The sequence below is a fragment of the Cellulomonas sp. S1-8 genome (genome assembly GCF_026184235.1).
In the GTDB taxonomy this organism is placed as follows: domain Bacteria; phylum Actinomycetota; class Actinomycetes; order Actinomycetales; family Cellulomonadaceae; genus Cellulomonas.
Genome location: NZ_CP110806.1, coordinates 1604382 through 1626265, shown reverse-complemented (window position 1 = coordinate 1626265; position 21884 = coordinate 1604382). Strand labels below are relative to the sequence as shown.

The 21884-nt window shown below is 74.6% G+C and carries 23 protein-coding genes and 1 tRNA gene; 6 read left to right on the top strand and 18 right to left on the bottom strand.

What is annotated here, in order from left to right; translation table 11 throughout:
- Positions 1-60: 60 nt before the first annotated feature.
- On the bottom strand, positions 61-357 hold the full coding sequence (locus tag OKX07_RS07245) for a GroES family chaperonin (RefSeq protein WP_265631845.1): 297 nt from the start codon (positions 355-357) through the stop codon (positions 61-63).
- 129 nt (positions 358-486) lie between these two features.
- Here OKX07_RS07245 and bcp point away from each other — a divergent pair, with 129 nt between their 5' ends.
- Positions 487-954, top strand: coding sequence for a thioredoxin-dependent thiol peroxidase (gene bcp / locus OKX07_RS07240; protein ID WP_265631160.1), 468 nt, complete (start codon positions 487-489; stop codon positions 952-954).
- A 41-nt stretch (positions 955-995) separates the two neighbouring features.
- A tRNA-Leu gene (locus OKX07_RS07235) sits at positions 996-1078 on the top strand.
- Between the two features lie 57 nt (positions 1079-1135).
- Here OKX07_RS07235 and OKX07_RS07230 read toward each other — a convergent pair.
- Together OKX07_RS07230 and trxA are read right to left on the bottom strand one after the other, a co-directional pair.
- A complete protein-coding gene (locus OKX07_RS07230; RefSeq protein WP_265631159.1) occupies positions 1136-4162 on the bottom strand; it encodes a glycosyl hydrolase in 3027 nt (1008 codons plus the stop codon).
- A gap of 310 nt (positions 4163-4472) precedes the next feature.
- Positions 4473-4841, bottom strand: coding sequence for a thioredoxin (trxA, locus tag OKX07_RS07225; protein WP_265631158.1), 369 nt, complete (start codon positions 4839-4841; stop codon positions 4473-4475).
- Between the two features lie 125 nt (positions 4842-4966).
- Between trxA and OKX07_RS07220 the strand changes: the two genes are divergently transcribed.
- Positions 4967-5521, top strand: a complete 555-nt coding sequence (locus tag OKX07_RS07220; RefSeq protein ID WP_265631157.1) for an NUDIX hydrolase family protein — start codon at positions 4967-4969, stop codon at positions 5519-5521.
- A gap of 25 nt (positions 5522-5546) precedes the next feature.
- Here OKX07_RS07220 and OKX07_RS07215 read toward each other — a convergent pair whose 3' ends face one another.
- The 8 genes from OKX07_RS07215 to clpS all read right to left on the bottom strand — a co-directional run bounded on the left by OKX07_RS07215 (position 5547) and on the right by clpS (position 12457).
- A complete protein-coding gene (locus OKX07_RS07215) occupies positions 5547-7208 on the bottom strand; it encodes an ABC-F family ATP-binding cassette domain-containing protein (protein ID WP_265631156.1) in 1662 nt (553 codons plus the stop codon).
- Complete coding sequence (gene rdgB / locus OKX07_RS07210; RefSeq protein ID WP_265631155.1) at positions 7205-7849, bottom strand: RdgB/HAM1 family non-canonical purine NTP pyrophosphatase; 645 nt, start codon at positions 7847-7849, stop codon at positions 7205-7207. Before rdgB ends, OKX07_RS07215 begins: the two co-directional genes overlap by 4 nt.
- Positions 7846-8685, bottom strand: coding sequence for a ribonuclease PH (rph, locus tag OKX07_RS07205; protein WP_265631154.1), 840 nt, complete (start codon positions 8683-8685; stop codon positions 7846-7848). Before rph ends, rdgB begins: the two co-directional genes overlap by 4 nt.
- A gap of 153 nt (positions 8686-8838) precedes the next feature.
- The gene (locus OKX07_RS07200; protein WP_265631153.1) at positions 8839-9750 is read right to left on the bottom strand and encodes a type IV toxin-antitoxin system AbiEi family antitoxin domain-containing protein; all 912 of its coding nucleotides are present in this window, start codon (positions 9748-9750) and stop codon (positions 8839-8841) included.
- Between the two features lie 164 nt (positions 9751-9914).
- The gene (locus OKX07_RS07195; protein ID WP_265631152.1) at positions 9915-10703 is read right to left on the bottom strand and encodes an MBL fold metallo-hydrolase; all 789 of its coding nucleotides are present in this window, start codon (positions 10701-10703) and stop codon (positions 9915-9917) included.
- Positions 10700-11512 carry a glutamate racemase gene (murI, locus tag OKX07_RS07190; RefSeq protein ID WP_265631151.1) on the bottom strand — a complete coding sequence of 271 codons (813 nt, stop codon included), beginning with the start codon at positions 11510-11512 and terminating at the stop codon, positions 10700-10702. Before murI ends, OKX07_RS07195 begins: the two co-directional genes overlap by 4 nt.
- Before the next feature lie 10 nt (positions 11513-11522).
- Entirely contained in the window at positions 11523-12164 is a 642-nt protein-coding gene (locus OKX07_RS07185; RefSeq protein WP_265631150.1) for a DUF2017 domain-containing protein, read from the bottom strand.
- Entirely contained in the window at positions 12164-12457 is a 294-nt protein-coding gene (gene clpS / locus OKX07_RS07180) for an ATP-dependent Clp protease adapter ClpS (RefSeq protein ID WP_416220840.1), read from the bottom strand. Before clpS ends, OKX07_RS07185 begins: the two co-directional genes overlap by 1 nt.
- Positions 12458-12528: 71 nt before the next feature.
- Here clpS and OKX07_RS07175 point away from each other — a divergent pair, with 71 nt between their 5' ends.
- The gene (locus tag OKX07_RS07175; protein WP_265631149.1) at positions 12529-13929 is read left to right on the top strand and encodes a nicotinate phosphoribosyltransferase; all 1401 of its coding nucleotides are present in this window, start codon (positions 12529-12531) and stop codon (positions 13927-13929) included.
- 100 nt (positions 13930-14029) lie between these two features.
- Here the strand turns inward: OKX07_RS07175 and OKX07_RS07170 are convergent, their stop codons facing one another.
- The 3 genes from OKX07_RS07170 to OKX07_RS07160 form a co-directional block, all read right to left on the bottom strand.
- Positions 14030-14185 carry a hypothetical protein gene (locus OKX07_RS07170; protein WP_203670364.1) on the bottom strand — a complete coding sequence of 52 codons (156 nt, stop codon included), beginning with the start codon at positions 14183-14185 and terminating at the stop codon, positions 14030-14032.
- Between the two features lie 304 nt (positions 14186-14489).
- On the bottom strand, positions 14490-16295 hold the full coding sequence (locus OKX07_RS07165; protein ID WP_265631148.1) for a DEAD/DEAH box helicase: 1806 nt from the start codon (positions 16293-16295) through the stop codon (positions 14490-14492).
- Positions 16292-16666, bottom strand: a complete 375-nt coding sequence (locus OKX07_RS07160) for a DUF3039 domain-containing protein (RefSeq protein ID WP_265631147.1) — start codon at positions 16664-16666, stop codon at positions 16292-16294. Before OKX07_RS07160 ends, OKX07_RS07165 begins: the two co-directional genes overlap by 4 nt.
- Positions 16667-16798: 132 nt before the next feature.
- Between OKX07_RS07160 and OKX07_RS07155 the strand changes: the two genes are divergently transcribed.
- Both OKX07_RS07155 and OKX07_RS07150 read left to right on the top strand, forming a co-directional pair.
- Positions 16799-17731 carry a hypothetical protein gene (locus OKX07_RS07155; protein WP_265631146.1) on the top strand — a complete coding sequence of 311 codons (933 nt, stop codon included), beginning with the start codon at positions 16799-16801 and terminating at the stop codon, positions 17729-17731.
- Entirely contained in the window at positions 17728-18090 is a 363-nt protein-coding gene (locus OKX07_RS07150; RefSeq protein ID WP_265631145.1) for a GntR family transcriptional regulator, read from the top strand. The genes OKX07_RS07155 and OKX07_RS07150 overlap by 4 nt, the downstream gene beginning before the upstream one ends.
- A 128-nt stretch (positions 18091-18218) precedes the next feature.
- Here the strand turns inward: OKX07_RS07150 and nagB are convergent, their stop codons facing one another.
- The 4 genes from nagB to OKX07_RS07130 are packed head-to-tail and all read right to left on the bottom strand — an operon-like array spanning position 18219 to position 21882.
- Positions 18219-19001, bottom strand: a complete 783-nt coding sequence (gene nagB / locus OKX07_RS07145; protein ID WP_265631144.1) for a glucosamine-6-phosphate deaminase — start codon at positions 18999-19001, stop codon at positions 18219-18221.
- The gene (locus OKX07_RS07140) at positions 19001-19960 is read right to left on the bottom strand and encodes an ROK family protein (protein ID WP_265631143.1); all 960 of its coding nucleotides are present in this window, start codon (positions 19958-19960) and stop codon (positions 19001-19003) included. Before OKX07_RS07140 ends, nagB begins: the two co-directional genes overlap by 1 nt.
- A gap of 36 nt (positions 19961-19996) precedes the next feature.
- Positions 19997-20929, bottom strand: a complete 933-nt coding sequence (locus OKX07_RS07135) for a carbohydrate ABC transporter permease (protein ID WP_265631142.1) — start codon at positions 20927-20929, stop codon at positions 19997-19999.
- Entirely contained in the window at positions 20926-21882 is a 957-nt protein-coding gene (locus OKX07_RS07130; RefSeq protein ID WP_265631141.1) for a carbohydrate ABC transporter permease, read from the bottom strand. Before OKX07_RS07130 ends, OKX07_RS07135 begins: the two co-directional genes overlap by 4 nt.
- Positions 21883-21884: the final 2 nt, after the last annotated feature.

Below are 21884 nucleotides of genomic sequence, written 5' to 3'. Positions count from 1 at the left end.
CACCTTGCGGTCCGGTGCCCGCTCCGGCCGTGGCGTCGTCGGGCACCCGGACGTGGCCGCTCACAGGTACAGGCCGGTGCCCGCTCCCCCGACGCGCGGGTCGGCGACGCCGTGCACGTCCTTCTCCCGCAGCAGCAGGTACGTGGTGCCCGCCAGCTCGACCTCGGCACGGTCCTCGGGGTCGAAGAGCACGCGGTCCCCGACCTCCACCTGCCGGACGTGCTGGCCGGCCGCGACGACGCTCGCCCACGCCAGGCGCTTGCCCATCGCGGCCGTCGCGGGGATGAGGATGCCGGTCCCGGTGCGACGCTCGGCCGCGTCCGCGTCCAGCTCGACCAGGAGGCGGTCGTTGAGCATCCGCAGGGGAAGGTCGCGCCCCGCACCCGCCCGGTGTGTCTCGCTCGGTGCACTCACGAGGCCGACGCTACCCCGACGCGATCTAGGCTGGCGCTCGTCGTCCCCAGCCCCGACCCGCAGGAGTGAACCGTGCCCCGCCTCGCCGTCGGTGACACCGCGCCCGACCTCACGCTCCCGAGCACCACCGGCGACCCCGTGTCCCTGCAGGACCTGCGTGGTCGCTCGGTCGTCGTCTACTTCTACCCGGCCGCCGGGACGCCCGGCTGCACGACGCAGGCGTGCGACTTCCGCGACTCGCTCGCGTCCCTGACGGGGGCGGGGTACACCGTCCTCGGTGTGTCCCCCGACCCGCTGGACCGGCTCACCACGTTCGCCCAGGACGAGGGCCTCACGTTCCCCCTGCTGTCCGACCCCGACCACGCGGTGCTCGAGGCCTGGGGCGCGTGGGGCGAGAAGACCAACTACGGCCGCACGTACACCGGCGTGATCCGCTCGACCGTGGTCGTCGACCCGGACGGCACCGTCGCCCTGGCCCAGTACAACGTGCGCGCCACGGGCCACGTCGCCAAGCTGCGACGCGACCTGGGCATCGACTGACGCCCCGCCCGGGTCCGGCCGACGTGCCAGACTCGGAGCGCGCGGGAGTGGTGAAACGGCAGCCACGCCAGGTTTAGGTCCTGGTGCCCGCAAGGGCGTGCGGGTTCGACTCCCGCCTCTCGCACGAACGACAGCGGGGCCGGGGTGCGCGTGCACCCCGGCCCCGCTGTCGTGCCCGGTGTCAGTCGAACGGCAGCTCCAGCACGGAGTCTCCCGTCAGCACGGTCGACGCACTGCTGCCGATCGCGTTCCACAGCGCGACGCGCACGGTGCCACCGCGCAGGTCACCCAACGTCCCGGTGGCCCGGTCGAGGCCCACGGCCTGCGTGTACCTCTCGGCGCCCGGGATCGGGTCGGTCGCGAAGTACCGGTACACCTCGACGCGGTCCCACGTGCCGTCGCCCGTCAGGTCGTACTGGACGGACAGCCGTGTGCCGTTGCCGAGGCGGTTGCCGGCGTCCAGCGCGATGTCGAACGCGGTGGTCCCCCCGGTGGCGCTCGCCGTCAGGCCGGTGGCCTGGAAGACGAGTGCACCGGGCGGCTCCGCCGCCGTGTCGACGCCCCGCGAGGGCGCCACCTCGAACGAGCCGTCGGCGCCGGGGGCCGGCACGAGGGTCCCGTCAGGACCGAAGGCCAGGTCGAGCCCCTCGGTCGGGTCCGGGGTGACGGTCGGGGTCGGGGTCGGCGTCGGGCTGGTGCTCGGCGTCGGGGTCGGCGTCGGGCTCACGCTCGGCGTCGGCGTCGGGGTCGGCGTCGGGCTCACGCTCGGCGTCGGGGTCGGCGTCGGGCTGGTGCTCGGCGTCGGGGTCGGCGTCGGGCTCACGCTCGGCGTCGGGGTCGGCGTCGGCGTCGGGGACGACGTCGGGTCCGGTCCGCCCTGCGCGCCGCCACCGGACCAGGTGTAGGCGCCCGTGGTGACGGTCTTGCCCGCCGGGACGACGAGCTCGGTGCCGTCGCTGAAGCGCACGGTGCGCTCGGAGGCGGACACGTTCGCCGCGACGTACGTGCGCTCACCGTCCTTGACGAACACCGCGGACAGCGGGCTCGACCCGTGCACGCTGGTGTCCAGCGTGCCGAGCGCCGCGAGGTTGGCGATCCAGTGGTACGTGTGCACCCGCGACTCGCCCTCCTCGACCGCGTAGCCGGGGTTGGCCTGCAGCAGCCGCAGCGCCTCCTCGCCGTCGCCGAGCGCGAGATAGCTCCACAGCAGGTCCTGCCAGACGGTCGGCTGCCCGCCGTTGGCCCTCACGAGCTCGGCGTAGTTCGACACCACGTCGTCGGGACGCAGCCCGAGGTACAGGTGCGACCCCGTGATCGGCAGGGTGTTGATGCCCTGGATCATCTCCGGGTCGGCGGAGAACCACGTCGAGTACGTCCCGCCGTCGCCCCACACCATGCCGAGGGTCGAGTGGCCGAAGCCGTCGGGGATCGCCTCCGCCTGGTCGAACCAGTACTCCTGGATCGCGGCCGCCTGCGTCGCGTAGAGGTACGCGCCCGCGTCGCGCACGGCCGTGTCCCCGGTCGCCTCGCCCCACTGGACGAGCGCCCCGGCGAAGTTCTGGCCCTCGGAGCTGGACTCCTGGTTGTTGCCGGCGAAGAAGGCCCCGTGACCCGACGCCCAGTCGTGGCCGGCGTAGATGTCGAAGTCCCGCATGTAGGGGAACAGGGTCTCGTCGCGGTCGTAGTTGTTGGCGTCCCGGATCAGCAGGTCCACCATGCCGCCGTACTGCTCGTCGGAGGCCCACTCGGGGTCGAAGCGCGCGAGCGTCGCCGCGGCCGCGATGAAGTACCCGTAGTGGAAGTGGTGGTCGTTGAGCTCGGTGTCCGAGCCGTACGAGGCCGGGTACCCGATGAGGGTGCCCCAGCGCTCGTCGTACGCGAAGACCTGGTCGGCCTTGCCGGGCGTCGCGGTGAACCACTCCGTGAGGGTGTCCCGGACGTGGGCCAGGGTCTCGTCGCGCACCGTCGACTCACCGAGCTGGTCGGCGATCTCCACGATGCGGGTGGCGCGGCCCAGGGCCTTGCCGGTCCAGTAGGTGTCGCCCCGCAGGATCGGCATCGGGTCGGCCGCGGCCTCCGCGAGGAGCCCGTCGAGCGTCTCGCGGGCGGTGCCGGTCGACGTCGCGACGGCCGGGATCTCGGGCAGGATGCCCGTGAACGGCGTGGTCGTCGTGAACGACGTCGTCCCCGCGTACGCGGTCATGCTGCCGCGCGGGCTCACGTACGTCGTGTCGAGCTCGACGCCCTCGACGTCCGTCACGTACCGCTGCTGGTGCGGGTACAGCGCGACGACCGCGCCGTCGGCGTCACCCTCGAGCGGCGTCGTCCCGACCTGGTACGTCGTGCGCACGACCCCGTCGGCGGCGTCGTACTCGTAGTCCGCCACCGTGCTGGTGACCTCGGCGAACGCCGAGCCGGCGACGGCCGCGAGCGCCTCGGCGCGGTCCGCGTCGGTCGCGTCCTCAGCCGTCGCGAGCGCGGTGACGGCCAGGTAGCCCTCACCGGCGAGCGACGAGCGCATCGTCGAGCCGGAGACCTGCCACGTCGAGCCCGTGGGCGCGAAGGCGGCGTAGTCGTGCCCGTTGGCCGTGAAGCCGAGCGTGGCCCCGTCGTCGGACCACACGCTCACGTCGTGGCTCGACGTGAGGAGCGCGTCGCCACCCTCGAGGTGGTACCAGGACGTCGGCAGGCCGTGCCCGATCGTCGCGCGCAGCGAGCGCGTCCCGTCGGTCCAGAACGGCGTCACCGTCCAGTCGGTCCAGCCCGCGACCTGCACGGTCGGTGCGTCCAGGCCCGCGACGCCGACGAGCACGTCCTGCTCGTACATGTAGTGGAACTCGCCGATCCCGCCGGGCGTGCCCGAGATCGTGGGCACCCGAGGAGTCGACAGGCCGAGGCCCGCGGGCGTCGGCTGGTACGACGCCGGGTGGGCGTGCAGCGGTTCGCTCATGCGGCAGTCGAGCCGCTTGTAGAGCAACGAGGACCACCAGTCGTTGGTGGGCAGCGGACCCTGCGGCGCGTCGTCGGTCAGGGCCGCGCGGGGGTCGGCCTCGATCGAGTCGCAGCCCTCGGGGGTCGGACCGACGGGGGTCGCCGCATAGCCACCGGCGCCGACGTCGACGATCCCCTCGGCTGCGGTGGCGGCGTCCCGTGGGACGACGACCAGCGCACCGGCGACGAGGAGTGCGAGCGCCGCACCGGCGGCCACCCGTCGTCGCAGACCCGGTGCTGCGACCGGGTTCAGGGCAGGAAGGGACAGGGACCCGTGAAGGGCCCGGGGTGTTGGTTGCATGTGTGAAGCCCCCAGGTGGCCGGCTTCCGCGCTGCTTGCGCGGAGGCACCACCGCACTACCGGTACGCGGCTCCGTTGCCGCTCACCGAGACCGATCCCCGCACGACCCCCGTTGGCCGCGCTGCGATGAGAGCGATCTCACACCACCGTAACACCGGGTTTCCGGCAGGCAAATCGCGCGTAACGGGTCGCCCACCCAGAGGTGGACGACCCGTGACAAAACGCTTCAGATCTGCGACTGACGCTCCGCGATCTTGGCGCGGACGTCGTCCATGTCGAGCTCCTTGACGGCCGTCAGGACCTGCTCGAGCGAGGGCGCGGGCAGGGCGCCGGCCTGGTTGAACACCAGCACGCCGTCACGGAACGCCATCAGCGTCGGGATCGACGTGATCTGCAGCTCCGCGGCGAGCTGCTGCTCGGCCTCGGTGTCGACCTTCGCGTGCACGACCTCGGGGTGCTTGTCGCTCGACGCCTCGAAGACGGGGCCGAACTGGCGGCACGGGCCGCACCAGGACGCCCAGAAGTCGACCAGGACGATGTCGTTGTCCTTGATCGTCTCGGCGATGGTGCCGGCGGTCAGCGTGGTGGTGGCCATCGTGTCTCTCTCCATCCTGCAGGGTTCGACGCGTACAGCACCCGGCCGCCCGGAGGTATTCCCCTCGCGCGTCCGCCCGCGAGGCGGTGCGCGCGGCACGGGCGCGGACGGGGTAGAACTGCACCGTGACCGCGTCCGCCGATTACCCCCCGCGCCCCGAGCGACCCGCCGGCTGGCTCTCGCCCGAGCAGATCGCGACCGCCCGCACGCAGCTGCCGATCCTGTACGTCGACGCGGTGCCGGTCCGCGTCGACGAGTCCGGCGACGTCGTCGCCGTCGGTCTGCTGCTGCGCGCGACGCGCGAGGGCGTCATGTCGCGCGCGCTCGTCTCGGGCCGCGTCATGTACCACGAGCGGGTGCGCGACGCCCTGCTGCGGCACATCGAGAAGGACCTGGGCCCCGTGGCCCTCCCCCAGGTCCCGGCGTCCCCGCAGCCGTTCACGGTCGCCGAGTACTTCCCGACACCGGGGGTCACGCCGTACCACGACCCCCGCCAGCACGCCGTGTCCCTCGCGTACGTCGTGCCGGTCTCCGGTGACTGCCGGCCCCAGCAGGACGCGCTCGACCTCGCCTGGCTCACACCCGAGGAGGCGTGCACCGAGGCCGTCCAGGTCGAGATGAACGGCGGCCAGGGGCTGATCCTGCGGCAGGCCATGGCGTGGGTCGGTCGCCTGCCGTGACGGCGGCCCGCTGACGCGGGTCTCGTCAGCCGCCCAGGTCCAGGTGGGGCCAGTCGGCGAGGTCCGCCCGCAGCCGGCGGTCGTGCGTCGCGACGACGACGGCCGCCGACGTCGCACGCAGCGCGACGGTCAGCTCGTCCACCAGCCCGACCGACAGGTGGTTCGTCGGCTCGTCGAGCACCAGCACGTGCGGCGCCGCGAGCAGCGCGCAGGCCAGGTCGAACCGCCGGCGCTGCCCGACGGACAGCTCGCGCAGCGGCCGGTCCAGGTCGTCCTCGGTCATCAGGCCGAGCGCGGCCACGGGCACCAGCGCGTCGGGGTCGAGCGCGCCCGCGTCGAGCAGGTCCAGGGCGTGCCGCGCGTACGCGTCGAACGCCGTCGGTGACGCACCGTCGGGCGGGGCCACACGCTCCCCCGGGCCCTCCTGCGCGAGGACGCCGAGCCGGACCCCCGGCGTGAGCGCACGCGTCCCCCGGTCCAGGCCGACCGTCCCGACGAGCGCCGCCAGCAGCGTCGACTTACCCGCGCCGTTCGCGCCCGTCACGAGCAGGCGACCCGCCGGCATCACCTCGACCCGACGGCCCGGCAGGTCCAGCCGCCCGGCCACGCGCGGTCCGCGCACCTCGACCAGCGGACCGCCCGCGTAGTCCGGTGGCACCGACGGCAGGTCCGGGAACCGCAGGGCCGGCGGCGGCACCGGCACGTCGACCGCCTGCGCCTCGAGCTGCTGGACGAGCCGGTCGGCCGCCTTGACGTGCTGCCGCGCACGGGTCGCGCGCCGGTGCGGGTTCGACCCCTTCGGTGGCCGCCACTCGTCGGACAGGCCCTCGTACGATGCGTCGAGCCGTTGCGCCAGGACGCGCGCCCGCTTGCGCTCGGCGCGGTAGCGGGCGCGCCACCGGCGCAGCATCTGGTCACGCGCGAACCGGTAGTCCGCGTAGCGCGCGGCACCGTAGAGGACGGGCCGGCCGTCCATCGACGGGTCGAGGTCGAGGATCGCCGTCATGACGTCGTCGAGCAGGCGACGGTCGTGCGTGACGATGACGAGCCCGCCCGTCCAGGTCCGCAGCTGCCCGGTGAGGTGCTCCACGCCGCCGGCGTCCAGGTGGTTGGTCGGCTCGTCGAGCAGCAGCAGGTCCGCGCGCTCGGCGAGCCGGCACGCGAGGCGCACCCGGTACCGCTCCCCCACGCTCAGTTCGGCGAGGCGTCGGTCCGGGTCCCGCGGGGCGTGCAGCCGCGACAGACCCTCGTCGACCCGCCGGTCGACGTCCCACGCCGCGAGGTGCTCGTACTGCGCGATGGCCAGCGACAGCGCCGCCACGTCACCGCCGTCGTGGTCGAACCCGTCGATCGCGGCCTGCAGGTCCGCCGCCGCGGCACGGGTCGCCGCACCCGTGGCCTGCCGGAGCGTCCCGATCGTGTCGTCGTCCGCGACCGCGAGGTCCTGCTCGACGACCGCGAGCGTGCCGTGGCGCCGGACCCGGCCGCCCTGCGGGTGGAGCCGGCCCGCGAGGACGCCCAGCAGGGTCGACTTGCCGGCCCCGTTCTCCCCGACGAGCCCGATGCGGTCGCCCGGGGAGACGGTGAGGTCCAGCCCGTCGAGCACCGGCCGGCCGGGGTAGCCGAACGTCACGCCCTCGGCGACCAGCTGGACGTCGCCGGGCCGGGTGGCACCGGACGCGCTCATGCCCGCAGCGCCGCCACGAGGTGCGGCGCCAGGGCACGGAAGGCCTGGCCGCGGTGGCTGATCGCGTTCTTCTGCTCGCCGGTGAGCTCGGCGCACGTGCGCGTGTCGCCGAGGGGGACGAGCACGGGGTCGTAGCCGAAGCCGTGCGCACCGCGCGGCGCGGCCGCCAGCGTGCCCTCGAGCGTCCCCACGGTGACGTGCTCCGCGCCGTCCGGCGTCACGAGCGCGGCCGCGCAGACGAACCGCGCCCCGCGGTGGGCGGGGCCGACGTCGGCGAGCTGGGCGAGGAGCAGGGCCAGGTTCGCGGCGTCGTCGCCGTGCCGGCCCGCCCACCGCGCGGAGAAGATGCCGGGCGCACCGCCCAGGACGTCGACGCTCAGGCCCGAGTCGTCGGCGACCGCGGGCAGGCCGGTCGCCGCAGCGAGCGCGCGGGCCTTGATCAGCGCGTTCTCCTCGAAGGTGACGCCGTCCTCGACGGGCTCGGGTGCATGCACGTCGCCCGCACCGACGACGGCCGCGGCGTCCAGCCCGGGCAGCGCGGGCGCGAGGATCGCGCGCAGCTCCCCGACCTTGTGCGCGTTGTGCGTGGCCAGCACGAGGCGGGCCCCCGGCGGCACGACGACGCCGGAGCGACCCGTCACGGCGCGGACCCGGGGCCCGCCGGGCCGGTCGAGCGCGTCGCGCTGCCGTCGCCCGCGGGTGCCGCCAGCACCGCCGCCTGGAGCGCCGCGAGCTGCGCCGTGCCCGCGAGCGCGAGGTCGAGGAGGGCGTCGAGCTCGGCGCGGTCGAACGGCGCGTGCTCGGCCGTGCCCTGGACCTCGACGAACGTGCCCGAACCCGTGGTGACGACGTTCATGTCGGTCTCGGCGCGGACGTCCTCGGGGTACGGCAGGTCGAGCACCGGCACGCCGTCGACGATGCCGACGCTGACCGCGGCCACGGAGTCGCGCAGCACCTGGCGGCCGGGCTTGACGAGCCGCTGCGACGTCGCCCACGCGACCGCGTCCGCGAGGGCCACGTACGCCCCGGTGATGGCGGCCGTCCGGGTGCCGCCGTCGGCCTGCAGCACGTCGCAGTCGAGGACCACGGTGTTCTCGCCGAGCGCGGCGACGTCGATGACGGCCCGCAGCGAGCGTCCGATCAGGCGCGAGATCTCGTGCGTGCGCCCGCCGACCTTGCCGCGCACCGACTCACGGTCCGACCGGCTGTTCGTGGCGCGCGGCAGCATCGCGTACTCGGCGGTCACCCAGCCCTCGCCCGAGCCCTTGCGCCAGCGCGGCACCCCCTCGGTGAAGGACGCCACGCAGAGCACCTTCGTCCCGCCGAACTCGACGAGCACCGACCCCTCGCCCGCGTCGAGGAAGCGCCGCGTGATCGTCACGGGCCGCAGCTCGTCGGCCCGCCGCCCGTCCCCCCGCACCCCACCCGTACCCGTACCCACGGCGACCCCCGCACCCGACCCACCCGCATTCACCATGCCACGACCCTACGTGCGCCCCCACCCACCCTCCGAACCCACCCCCCTCCCCCCACCGTGCCCCCCACCGCCGAACGCTGTACTCCACTGCCGAGCGCGGTACGAACGAGTACCGCGGTCGACCGTTCAGTACCGCGCTCGAGGCGGACGCATTCAGCGGACGCCCGCTGCGCGCAGCCGCGCCGCCATGGGCTCGCCGGCCCACGCGTCGGGCCAGGTCCACCGCGCCACGGCCAGGCCGGCCGCACGCAGCCTGTCCTCGCGCAGCTTCTCCGCCCACAGCACGTCCGGCGCGTCGGAGCCGTACTTCACGCGCCCGTCGAACTCCCCCACCACGCCCTGCTCCGGCCACCAGAAGTCCACCCTGCCGACGAAGCCGTACCGGTCGCGCACCTCGTGCTGGAGCACGGGCGCCGGCAGGCCGAGCTCGGCCATGCGCACGCGGCTCAGCGATTCTCCGGGCGACTCGGAGCGTGGGTCCACGAGCCCGGTGGTCCAGCGCGCGGCGCGAACGCCTCGCCCGCGTGCGACGACCGCGACCTCGGCTCGCAGCTCCTCGACATCCGTCAGGCCCCGCCGCACAGCGGCGTCGGCGGCCACCACGCCGGCGACGACCCCTCCCACCCGCGCGAGGTCGACGACGGTCCGTGCTGCGGACGTGACCCGGATCCCGTCGACCACCGTGGTGTCGGCGCCGCCGCCGACAGCGTGCCGGACGACGTCGCCGTGCGACCGCCCGCCGCCGGCAGAGCCCTGGACGACGTGCACCGCCTCGTCGCGACGGCCGACGACCGGCAGCCCCAGAACCGCCGCGGCCGACCAGTGCGAGAACACCGGCGGTGCGGATGCCGCTGCGAGGACGGCCCGGACCCGGACGACCTGCCGGGCGCGGTCGTCCAGACCACGCCACGCCTCGGCGTCCACGTAGGTGCCACGCCGCACCCGCACGACCTCGCCCGATCTGGCCCGGCGCTGGAGCACCTCGGGATCGTTCAGCACAGGCTGCCCGCCGAGGTGCACGTGCACGACCGCGGCACCAGGCCCGTCCGACGCTCCACCGCTCATGCGCGGCAGGCTGCCACGACGCCCCGAGCTCCCGCTCCCGCCATCCACACCCCCCGCCGAGCGCGGTACACGACCGTCGAACGCGGGGTAAACGAGTACCGCGCTGGACGGTCATGTACCGCGCTCGACGGGTGGCAGGTGGGGCGGGGCGTGCGCGGGCGGGGTCAGAGGGGGTACGTGGTGCCCGGGGTCGCGAGGGTCGTCGGGCCGTCGTAGACGGCGCGCGCCTCGCGCACGGCGACCTCGGGGTCGTTCCACGCCGGGACGTGGGTCAGCACGAGGCTGCGGGACCCGCCGTGGGCGGCGGCCTGCCCCGCGCGGCGCCCGGTGAGGTGCACGCCGCGGACGTGGTCGTCGCGACCCTCGACGAACGCGGCCTCGGCGAGGAGCAGGTCGGCGCCCGTCGCGAGGTCGTCGAGACCCGCGCAGGCGTCGGTGTCGCCGCTGTAGGCGAGGGTGACGCGGCGCGCGGGGTCGACGTCCGACGGTCCGGTCACGCGGATGCCGAAGGCCAGGATCGGGTGCTCCACGGGCACGGCCTGCAGCGTCAACGGGCCGACGTCGACGGACCGCCCCGCCTCCCACGTCCGGACGTCGAACTGCCCGCTGGTGTCCGTGGCGGGGTCGTTGCCGGACAGGTGCGCGATCCGGTCCCGTGTGCCGTCGGGCCCGTGCACGACGAGCGGCGGCAGCGCGCCCGCCGGCCGGTACCGCCGGTACACGCCCAGCACGGCCATGTCCGCGACGTGGTCGGCGTGCAGGTGGGACAGCGCGACCGCGTCGACAGCCGCCGGGTCGCCCCAGCGCTGCAGGGCGCCCAGGGCGCCGTTGCCCAGGTCCAGCACGACGGACCAGGTCCGCCCCGCCGCGTCCTCGGCCTGCACCAGGTACGACGACGCCGCGGAGTCCGGCCCCGGGAAGGACCCGGCACACCCCAGCACGACCAGCCTCATCGCAGCGCCCCCCGCGGCTCGACGGCTTCGACCTCCGGCCCCAGGAACCGGCGCGCGAGCGTCGCGAACCCCCCCGGGTCACCCGTCGCGAGGAACCGGTGCGTGGGCTCGCCCGCGGCGGGACTCCGCTCCAGGTCGTGCGCGACGAGCGTGCGGTACACGTCCTTCGCGGTCTCCTCGGCGCTCGAGACGAGCGTGACCTGCTCCCCCATGACGTAGGAGATGACGCCCGTGAGCAGCGGGTAGTGCGTGCAGCCCAGCACGAGCGTGTCGACGCCCGCGTCCCGGACCGGGTCGAGGTACTCGTGGGCCGTCGCGAGCGCGTCCGGCCCCGACGTGATGCCGGCCTCGACGAGCTCGACGAACCGCGGGCACGCGCGCGACGTCAGCTCGACGCCCGCGACCGCGAAGGCGTCGTCGTACGCGCGCGAGTCGATCGTGGCGCGCGTCCCGATGACGCCGATGCGGCCGTTGCGCGTGGCGGCCACGGCGCGGCGCGCGGCCGGCAGGACGACCTCGACGACGGGCAGCCCGCGACGCTGGGTGTACCGCTCGCGGGCGTCGCGCAGCACCGCGGCCGACGCGCTGTTGCACGCGATGACCAGCATCTTCACACCCGCGTCGACGAGGTCGTCCATGATCTCGAGCGCGTGGGCGCGGACCGCTGCGAGCGGCTTGGGCCCGTACGGGCCGTTGAGGGTGTCACCGATGTACAGGGTGGACTCGTGCGGCAGCTGGTCGAGGATCGACCTGGCCACCGTGAGTCCACCGACGCCGGAGTCGAAGATGCCGATCGGGGCGTCGCTCACGCGACCGACACTAGCCGTCGGACCGCCCGCGACCCCCGACCGGGCCCTCCGGTGCGGCGAGCATCACAGCGAGCAGCGACTCCTGCAACCACGACAGCGCGCCGTAGACGGAGGCCAGGTAGGCGCGCACGTCGCCCTCGTCCTCCCCGCCGAGCCCGTCGTACAGCGCCTCCGAGTCCGCGTCGGTGCGGATGCCGAGCCGCTCGCCGAGCACGAGCCGCAGGTCCGTGAGGGTCGCCGCCACGTCGTCGGCGGACTGCGGCGTCACGACCAGCGCGTGCTCCGGCCACCCCGGCTCCCCGTCCACCAGGGACGTCCACAGGCAGCGCAGGCGCGCGACCTTGCGGGCCCGCAGGTCGTCCTCGGTGAGGCGTCGGAACTCGTCGGCGACCTCGGTGTCGTCGCGTGACGCGTCGGGCAGCAGGCGGCGCACCGCGGGGTCCTGCGGCGGCGGCACCGGCGACGTGCGCAGGGTCCAGCCGTCGGGCGAGCCCGGGGCGGCGTCCGCGGACGGCCCGGGCGTGGCCGTGTCCTCGAGGCGCCCGGCCCCCAGCAGCTCGGCGACGTCGGCGACGACGGACGCGACGACGGCCCGCTCCGCCGCGTCCAGCCGCGCGACGTACCGCCCCTTCTGCCGGCGGAACGCGCGCATCACTGACCGCCGCGCTGCAACGTGGCCCACAGCCCGTAGGAGTGCATGGCCTGCACGTCGACCTCCATCGCCTCGCGGTTGCCCGTCGACACGACCGCCCGCCCCTCCTCGTGGACCTGGCGCATGAGGCGCTCCGCCTTCTCGCGCGGGTAGCCGAAGTACGTGAGGAACACGTAGGTGACGTACGTCATGAGGTTGACGGGGTCGTTCCAGACGATCGTCACCCACGCGTCGGCGGTGGACGTGGCCTCGTCCACCGCGGAGCGCGTGTCGGGGGTGGCGGTCGCAGGCACGACGACCACTGTAGGTGCGCGCGGTGACGCGGCGGATGTCGCGTCGGTGCGGCGGCGTCTACGTTGACGTCATGACGGACACGCGCGCAGCCGCGCCGACCCCGACCACGCCGGCCGTCGCAGCGGTCGGCTCCGGCAGCACCGCGCTGCTGACCGACAGGTACGAGCTGACGATGCTGCAGGCCGCGCTGGCCGACGGCACCGCGCACCGGCGCTGCGTGTTCGAGGTGTTCACGCGCAGGCTGCCGGCGGGGCGCCGGTACGGCGTGCTCGCGGGTACCGGCCGCGTGCTCGAGCAGCTCGCGGCGTTCCGCTTCGGCACCCCGGAGCTCGACTGGCTCGGCGACGAGCGCATCGTCGACGACGCGACGCTCGAGTACCTCGCGGACTACCGGTTCGGCGGGGACGTCGTGGGGTACGCCGAGGGCGAGGTGTTCTTCCCGCAGTCGCCCGTGCTGGTCGTCGAGGGCACGTTCGCGGAGGCGGTCCTGCTCGAGACGCTCGTGCTGTCCGTCCTCAACTACGACTCGGCGATCGCGTCGGCGGCGTCGCGCATGACCAGCGCCGCCGTCGATCGCCCGTGCCTCGAGATGGGGGCGCGGCGGGCGCACGAGGACGCCGCCGTCGCGGCCGCGCGGGCCGCCGTCGTGGCGGGCTTCGCGGGCACGTCGAACCTCGAGGCGGGACGCCGGTACGGCCTGCCCACGATCGGCACGGCGGCGCACGCCTTCACCCTGCTGCACGACGACGAGGAGGCGGCGTTCGCCTCCCAGGTCCGCTCGCAGGGCGCGGGGACGACGCTGCTGGTCGACACGTACGACGTGCGGCGGGGGGTCGAGCGGGCGCTCGCGGCCGCGGGCACGGCGCTCGGTGCGGTGCGCCTCGACTCCGGGGACCTCGGCGTGCTGGCGCAGGAGGTGCGCGCCCAGCTCGACGCGGCGGGCGCGTTCGACACGCGGATCGTCGTGACGAGCGACCTCGACGAGTACGCGATCGCCTCGTTGGCCGCCGTCCCCGTGGACACCTACGGCGTCGGGACGGCGCTGGTGACGGGCTCGGGGGCGCCGACGTGCGGCATGGTCTACAAGCTGGTCGCCCGCGAGGGTGCGTCGGGCGCCATGGAGCCGGTGGCGAAGGCGTCCCGCTCGAAGACCAGCACCGGGGGCCGCAAGGCGGCGGCGCGCAGGCTGGACCGGGACGGGCGCGCGGTCGAGGAGGTCCTCGTGGTCGGGCCGGACGACGCGGTCGCGCGGTGGACGTCCGCGCAGGTCGACGCGCCGGACGCGGGGCTGCGTCCGCTGCACGTGCCGCTGGTGCGCACCGGCGAGGTGCAGCCCGGCCTGACGGCCGCGGCGGGCGTCCGGGCGGCCACCGAGCGCCACCGGGTGTCGCGCGACGAGCTGCCGCGCGGTGCGCGCAGGCTCTCGTCGGACGACGCCGCGGTCCCGACGACGGAGCTGCGGCTGGCCTGAGGGGGACGGCCGCGTGCGGACATGACACGGGCCGGGACGCGCGTGGCGTCCCGGCCCGGGTGCGTGCGGCCGGCGGAGGGGGTGCCGACCGTGCGCAGCGTTAGACCCTGGAGCGTCCGCGGCCGACGAGCCCGAGGATCAGGCTGACGACGAGCACGATGACGCCGATCCAGATGAGGAACTGGCCGATGTTGGTCGCGACGCCGAGGACGACGAGGACGACACCGACGAGGATGAGGATGAGCCAGGACGGCATGTGGGCACCTCTCTGAGTGAACGCCGGTGGCGAGTGCGCCACCGGGCTCCCGGATGCGGCACCGGGGGAACCCGGGCCGGTCTTGTCACGGGAAGAAGCGTGGCAGTGCCGGCGGCACTCGGCACGTCGAGAGGTCGACTTGCGCGCCGGCGGCCCCCTGGTATGTGGTCACGCGTCCAGCGCTGTGACCTGCGCTTTCATGCGGCTCTCATGGTCCACATGGTGAGACGAACGTGCTCGCCACAGCGGGCTCACAGCGGGCGCCCAGCACTCCACTGCCCTGTACGCCAGGCGTCAGGACCGCTCAGCGCTTGCCGACGAACCAGCCGCGCAGCATCGCGACGCGCGCCTCGATCTGGTCGGGTGCGGCGAGCGCCACCTCCGGGCCACCGCACCGACGACGCAGCTCGGCGTGCACGGTGGCGTGCGGCTGACCGCTGCGCCGCGCCCACGCCCCGACGAGCTGCGCCAGCTCCTTGCGCAGCTCGGCCTGCCGGCGGTGGTCGACCACCTGCGGCTCGACGACCCCGCGTGCCCGTCGTGCGCCCTGCTGATCGGCCTGACGCTGCCGTAGCAGCGTGGTGACCTGGTCGGCGTCGAGCAGCCCGGGCAGGCCGAGGAAGTCGAGCTCCTCGTCCGAGCCCACCTCGGCCCCGGTGCCGAACTCGCCACCGTCGAACAGCACGCGATCGAACGACGCCTGCGCCTCGAGGGCCTGGAACGACCCCGCGACGCCGTCCGTGCCGACCGCGTCCGGGCTGCTCTGCTCACGCTCCGCGAGCGCGAGCAGGTCGGCCTCGGGGTCCTCCGAGCCGTCCGTGGGCCGGTCGAGCGCGTGGTCCCGCTCGATCTCGAGGGTCGCCGCGAGCTCGAGCAGCTGCGGCACGCTCGGCAGGAAGACGGACGCGGTCTCGCCGCGCCGTCGTGCCCGCACGAAGCGCCCCACGGCCTGCGCGAAGAACAGCGGCGTCGCGGTGCTCGTCGCGTACACGCCCACGGCCAGCCGGGGCACGTCGACGCCCTCGGACACCATGCGCACCGCCACGAGCCAGCGGGCGTCCCCCTCGGCGAACTCCTCGATGCGGTCGCTCGCGCCGTCGTCGTCGGAGAGCACGACGACCGGGGAGCGGCCCGTGAGCCGCGCGAGGTGCCCGGCGTACGCGCGTGCGTCGGTCTGGTCGGTCGCGATGACCATCGCGCCCGCGTCGGGGACCGTGCGGCGCACCTCGGTGAGGCGCCGGTCGGCGGCCGCCAGCACCGACGGGATCCACTCGCCGTTCGGGTCGAGCGCGGTGCGCCACGCCTGCGACGTCATGTCCTTGGTCAGCGGCTCCCCCAGGCGCGCGGAGACCTCGTCGCCGGCCTTGGTGCGCCAGCGCATCGCACCCGAGTAGGACAGGAAGATCACGGGCCGCACGACGTGGTCGCGCAGCGCGTCGCCGTACGCGTAGGTGTAGTCGGCGAGCGAGCGGCGGATGCCGTGGGCGTCGGGGGCGTACGTGACGAACGGGATCGGCGCGGTGTCGGACCGGAACGGCGTGCCGGTCAGCGCGAGGCGCCGCGTCGCACCCTCGAACGCCTCGCGGACCGCGTCACCCCACGACAGCGCGTCACCGCCGTGGTGCACCTCGTCGAGGATGACGAGCGTGGGCTCGGCCTCGGTGCGTGCCGTGTGCAGCGCGGGCTTGCTCGCGACCTGGGCGTACGTCACCGCGACGCCGTCGTAGCCGGCGCCGTGCCGGCCCTGCGCGTTGGAGAACCGCGGGTCGAGCCGGATGCCGACGCGCGCGGCGGCGTCCGCCCACTGCTTCTTGAGGTGCTCGGTGGGCGCCACGACCGTCACCCGTCGCACGGTGCGCGACTCGAGCAGCTCGGTCGCGATCCGCAGCGCGAACGTCGTCTTGCCGGCGCCGGGCGTCGCGACGGCGAGGAAGTCGCGTGGCGAGCGCTCCCGGTACAGGTCGATGGCCCGCGCCTGCCACGCCCGCAGGCTCCCCGCGGCCCCCCACGGCGCACGCGCGGGGAACGCCGGCGGCAGCTGCTGCGCTGCCGACGTGGAGGGGTGCTGCGGGGTGTGGACCGGGGCGACGGGGCGACGGGCCGCGCTCACGCGCCGCCCGAGCCGGAGCCGGAGCCCTTGCCGCGACCGAAGCCGAGGAACCCGCGTCCCCCGCCACCGCCGGAGTCGCCGTCGCCGCCGTCCTGCGGTGCGCGCAGGCCGTCGTAGACCTCCTTGCAGATGGGGCAGACGGGGAACTTGTTCGGGTCGCGGCCCGGCACCCAGACCTTGCCGCACAGCGCGATGACCGGCTTGCCGGTCATCGCGGACTCCATGATCTTCTCCTTGCGCACGTAGTGCGCGAAGCGCTCGTGGTCCCCCGGCTCGACCTGCTCGGTGGTCTCCTCGCGCTCGAGGACAGAGGTGCCGCCCTGGGTGCCGAACGGGTCGTCGGGTCCTGTCGGCTGGGTGGGCTCGCTCATGGCGCACATCGTACGTCGGGGGTCCGACGTCCCGGGGCGGGGGGATGCGCCGCCCCGGGTCCCGTCGGGCTGGACCACGGCGCATCAATGTGTCAAAGTATCGACTCATTGATCTACAGATCGGAGTCCGCCGTGGGACTGGTCCTCCTCCTCCCGCTCGCCGTGCTCGCCGTCCTCGTCGCGACCGTCGTGACGGCGCTCGTGCCCCGCGGCGCGACACCCTCCGCGGACGTCGAGACATCGCCCGGCGCCTACCTGCGCGCCCGACGCCATGCCGCGCTCGTCGCCGGCCTGTCCTGGGTCGCCCTGGTGCTGGCGTGCCTGCTGCTGCCCGAGGCCGTGCCGTTCGGCGCCGACCAGGGCATCGTGCTCGCGTGCATGCCGGCGATCGCCGGGGTGGTCGCGCTGCTGGTGGCCGCCGTGGGCGAGCGGACGTGGCCGCGCCCCGCTGCACCGGTCCGGCGCGCGTCGCTCGCGCGTCGCACCGTGCGCGACGTGGCGCCCCGCACCCTGGCCGGGCTGGTCCTGGGCTGGGCAGCGGCGCTCCTGCTCGTGCTGGTCGCCACCGCCCTGACGGCCGACCCCGGCGGCCGCACCGTGACGTTCACGCCCGACGCCGTGTCGTCCTCGTCCGCCGGGCCGTACCCCGGGACGCCGTACGGCGTCCCGCTCGCGCTGGCGACGGTCGTCCTGCTGGTGGCGACGGGCACGACGCTGCACCTGGTCGCGGCGCGTCCCACCGTCGCGGACGTCTCCACGGCGGACGACGCCCGGCTGCGACGCGCGAGCGCACGACGCGTCCTCGCGGGCGTCCAGCTCGTGGTCGGCGGCACGCTCGGCGGCGTGCTGCTGGTCACCGGCACCGCGCTCGCCCGGGCGTCCACCACCACCTGGGCCGTCGACGACGTCTGGACGACCTCGACCGAGCCGGTCGCGCACGCGCTCGGCGTCGCGGCGCAGCTCGGTGCGGCGGGCGTGCTCCTCGTCACGTGCGTGGTCACCGGCGTGGCGCTCGCACGGGCGTCCCGCGAGACCGCGCCGGCGCCGGTCCCGGTGGCCGCGTGAGCGTCCACGTCGAGGTCGACACGACGTCGGGAGTGCCCGTCTACGAGCAGGTCCGCACCCAGGTCGTCGCGCACGTCGCGGCGGGCCGGCTGCGCCCGGGCGACCGGCTGCCGACCATCCGTGCCCTGGCCACCGACCTCGGCGTCGCGCCCGGCACCGTCGCGCGCGCGTTCCGCGAGCTGGAGACGGCCGGTGTCGTCGTCACCCGGCGCCGCACCGGGACCGTCGTCGCCGACGACGCGGCCCCCGCCCACGTCACGGCACGCCACGCCGCGACGGCCTACGTGCGCGCCGCCCGCGCGGCCGGCATGACCCCGGACGAGGCCCTCGACCTCGTCCGGGGCGCCCTCCTGACCTGACCGCTCCCCGAACGCGCCCGGCCCACCCTTCGTCGAGCGCGGGGGAAACAGCTCGAGCGCGGGGGAAACAACCCCCGCGCTCGACGCGTTTCCCCCGCGCTCGCGGACTGGGTGCAGGGGCGGTCGGGCTAGAGGCCCTGCCAGGCCGGCTTGTTGGCGTAGGTCTCGCGGTAGTGGTCGGCGAGCTGGAGACGCACCGCCGCCGCGTCGTCGAGGAGGACCGTGACGTGCGGGTGGAGCTGCAGGACCGTCGCGGGCCACCGCGCGCTGACCGGCCCCTCGACGAGCTTCTGCACCGCCTGCGCCTTGCCGCGCCCCTGGGCGATCAGCACCACGTGCCGCGCCGCCATGATCGTGGCGAGGCCCTGCGTGAGGCAGTGCGTCGGCACCCCGGCGACGTCGCCGCCGAAGAACCGGGCGTTGTCCTCGCGCGTCTGGCTGGTCAGGGTCTTGATGCGGGTGCGCGACGCGAGCGACGAGCCGGGCTCGTTGAAACCGATGTGCCCGTCGCTGCCGATGCCGAGGATCTGCAGGTCGACGCCGCCCGCGTCGACGATCGCCTGCTCGTACGCGGCGCAGGCCGCCGGCACGTCGTCGGCGAGGCCGTCAGGGCCGTGGACAGCCCCCGGTGCGAGGTCGACGCGCGAGACGAGCTCGGTGTCGATGACCTGCCGGTACCGCTGGGGGTGGTCGGCGGGCAGACCGACGTACTCGTCGAGCAGGAACGCGCGCGCCCGCGCGAACGACAGGCCGTGCTCGGCGTGCCGGCGCGCGAGCTCGTCGTAGACGGGCAGCGGGCTGGAGCCCGTCGCGAGCCCCAGCACGGCGTCGGGGCGGTCCGTGAGCAGCCGCTCGACCGCGTCCGCGGCCAGCCCGGCCAGCACGGGCCCCGGCGCGATGACGACCTCCATCAGACGATCTCCCCTCGTCCCACCAGCGCGGCACCGACGGCACCGACGGGGACGTCGCGCGGCGCCAGGCGTACCCGGTCGGCCAGTCGCAGCGACGCCAGGAACGGCGACGCCAAGGTCTCACGCGCGAGCGCGGCGCGCACCGCGTCCAGCAGCGGGTCACCCACCCCGCTCACTCCCCCGCCGATGACGACGTGGTCGACGTCACACGTCAGGACGAGGATCCGCACCGCCCCGGCGACGGCCCACGCGAACCGGTCCCGCACCTCGACGGCGCGCGGGTCACCGGACGCCGCGGCCTCGAACAGCACGAGCGGGGCCGGTCGACCGTCCGTCGAGGGCCACGCCGCGTCGAGCGCGCCGCCCGACGCGTACTGCTCGACGCACCCGTGCTGCCCGCACTTGCAGGGCAGCCCGTCGGGCACGAGCGTGAGGTGCCCGACCTCGCCCGCGGCCCGGCGCGACCCGCGCCGCAGCTGCCCGTCGAGCAGGAGGCCCGCGGCCACGCCGGTGCCGAGCGCGAGGAACGCGAGGTCGCGGCGCGCCGACGGCGGCGCGACGGTGTGCGCGGCGCCGAGCACCGCGACGTTGAGGTCGTTCTCGAGGCGCACGCGCGCGCCGGCGCCGAGCATGCTCGCGACCGCGGCCGCGAGGCCGAACCGCTGCTCGACGCCCACGTTCACGGCGTGCTCGACGGTCCCGGTGGCGGGGTCGACCACGCCCGGCACGCCGATGCCCGTGCCGGCGAGCGCGTCGACGGGGACGCCGTGCACGCCCGTCAGCGCACGGACCGCGGTCGTCACGGAGGCGACCAGGCCGTCGGGGCCCGGCAGCGTCGCGGTGCGGTGCGACCGCGCGACCTGCCCGTCGGGCCCGAGCAGCACGGCCAGCACCTTGGTGCCGCCGATGTCGACGCCGACGGACCAGCCGGGTGCGCGCGGGTCGGGTGCTGCGGGCACGACGGCGCTCCCCCCCGGGGTGGTTGGGTCCATGGCTCAGCCCTTGACCGCTCCGGACACCAGACCGCCGGTCATGCGTCCCTGCACGATGAGGAAGAAGACGACGACCGGGATCGCGACGAGCACGGAGCCGGCCATGAGCGCGCCCCAGTCGGTCGACTTGGTGGCCTGCTGGAACGTCCGCAGCCACACGGGCAGCGTCATGGACTCGGGCCGGGTCATGATGATCAGGGCCATCATGAACTCGTTCCACGCCTGCAGGAACGCGAACACGCCGGTCGCGACCAGCCCGGGTGCGAGCAGGGGGAACGTCACCTTCCAGAACGCCCGCGGCCGGGAGCAGCCGTCGATCATCGCGGCCTCCTCGAGCTCGACGGGCACGCCGTTGACGAACCCGCGCAGGGTCCAGATGGTGAAGGGCAGGACGCCGGCGAGGTAGACGACGCCGAGCGCGATCACGGTGTTGAGCAGCTGCCACGAGTCGACCAGCTGGAAGACCGAGATCATCATCGCCTCGCCCGGGACCATCTGGATCACCAGGATCGACAGCACGAACGCGCGCCGCCCACGGAAGCGGAAGCGGGTGACGGCCAGCGACGCGAAGAACGCCAGCACCATGGAGGCGACGAGCACGAGGAACGTGACCTGCAGCGAGCTGCTCAGCGCGGGCACGAACGGCGCGCGCTCCTGGTGGAACATCGCGGTGTCGTAGTTGCGCAGCGTGAGCTCGTCGGGCCACAGGTGCAGCTCGGGGCCGGAGACGAGGTTCGTCGGCAGCAGCGAGGTGCGGATCATCCAGTACACGGGGAACGCGAACGCCGCCGCCAGGAACGCGGCCAGCACGCCCCAGCCGAAGGCCGCGGCCCGACGGCGCGCGGGGCGTCGGCGCGCGACGGGCACGGCCGCCCGCGCGCCGGCGGCGGTGACGGCGGCCGACGACGGCAGGGCGCCGGCGGGTGCGAGGCTCACAGCTGCTCCTCCTTGACCGTCGCGCGCACGTAGTACGCCGAGATCGCGAGCATGATGATCGTGAAGATGACGGCGATCGCGCTGGCGGCGCCGTAGTGGCCCTGGGCCATGCCCATCTCGTAGATGTAGACGCCGAGCGTGCTCGTCTCGGACTTCACGCCGCCGATGCCCTGCAGGACGAAGATCTGCGTGAAGACCTTGAGGTCCCAGATCATCGACAGCACGATCAGCACGACGTAGATGGTCCGGACGTACGGGACCTGCACGTCGAAGAAGCGCTGCCGCGCGCTGGCGCCGTCGAGCTGCGCGGCCTCGAGCACCTCGCCCGGGATCTGCGTGAACCCCGCGTAGAGCGTGAACGCGACGAACGGGATCGCGCCCCAGACGATGACGAGCGCGGCGACCGCGAAGAACGACAGCGGCGAGATGAGCCACGAGTGGCCCATCCAGCTGTCACCGGTCAGGCCCGTCAGCAGGTGGTTGACGACGCCGTACTGGGTGTCGAAGATCCAGCCCCACACCAGCATCGCCGCCAGCGGCGGCATCGCCCAGGCGAGCAGCAGCCCCACCGACAGCACGAGGCGCATCACCCGGCCCAGCTTCATCAGCAGCAGCGCGACGAGCGTCCCGACCGTGATGGTCAGCGCGACGCACACGAGCATGAAGGCGAAGCTGCGGGCCGTGACGGTCCAGAACCGCCCGTCGGTCAGCGTGGCGACGTAGTTGTCGACCCCGACGAACGGGGCGGGCACGCCGAGCAGCTGGGCGCGCTCGTACTCGTGCACCGACAGCCACAGCATGCGCACGAGCGGGTAGCCGGTGACGACGGCCAGCACGGCGAGGCTGGGTGCCAGCAGGAACCAGGGCAGCAGGCGCGCGGCGGTGATCGTGCGGGTCGCGCGCGGTGCCGGCGCCGCCTCGGGCGGCGCGGCCGGGAGCGTGGTGGAGCTCATGG

Coding starts and splice junctions, on each gene's coding strand:
- OKX07_RS07245 (WP_265631845.1), bottom strand. CDS start 357: ATGCTCAACGACCGCCTCCTGGTCGAGCTGGACGCGGACGCGGCCGAG.
- trxA (WP_265631158.1), bottom strand. CDS start 4,841: ATGGCCACCACCACGCTGACCGCCGGCACCATCGCCGAGACGATCAAG.
- OKX07_RS07215 (WP_265631156.1), bottom strand. CDS start 7,208: ATGAGCGCGTCCGGTGCCACCCGGCCCGGCGACGTCCAGCTGGTCGCC.
- rph (WP_265631154.1), bottom strand. CDS start 8,685: ATGGTGAATGCGGGTGGGTCGGGTGCGGGGGTCGCCGTGGGTACGGGT.
- OKX07_RS07200 (WP_265631153.1), bottom strand. CDS start 9,750: ATGAGCGGTGGAGCGTCGGACGGGCCTGGTGCCGCGGTCGTGCACGTG.
- OKX07_RS07195 (WP_265631152.1), bottom strand. CDS start 10,703: ATGAGGCTGGTCGTGCTGGGGTGTGCCGGGTCCTTCCCGGGGCCGGAC.
- OKX07_RS07185 (WP_265631150.1), bottom strand. CDS start 12,164: ATGCGCGCGTTCCGCCGGCAGAAGGGGCGGTACGTCGCGCGGCTGGAC.
- OKX07_RS07175 (WP_265631149.1), top strand. CDS start 12,529: ATGACGGACACGCGCGCAGCCGCGCCGACCCCGACCACGCCGGCCGTC.
- OKX07_RS07170 (WP_203670364.1), bottom strand. CDS start 14,185: ATGCCGTCCTGGCTCATCCTCATCCTCGTCGGTGTCGTCCTCGTCGTC.
- OKX07_RS07160 (WP_265631147.1), bottom strand. CDS start 16,666: ATGAGCGAGCCCACCCAGCCGACAGGACCCGACGACCCGTTCGGCACC.
- nagB (WP_265631144.1), bottom strand. CDS start 19,001: ATGGAGGTCGTCATCGCGCCGGGGCCCGTGCTGGCCGGGCTGGCCGCG.
- OKX07_RS07130 (WP_265631141.1), bottom strand. CDS start 21,882: ATGAGCTCCACCACGCTCCCGGCCGCGCCGCCCGAGGCGGCGCCGGCA.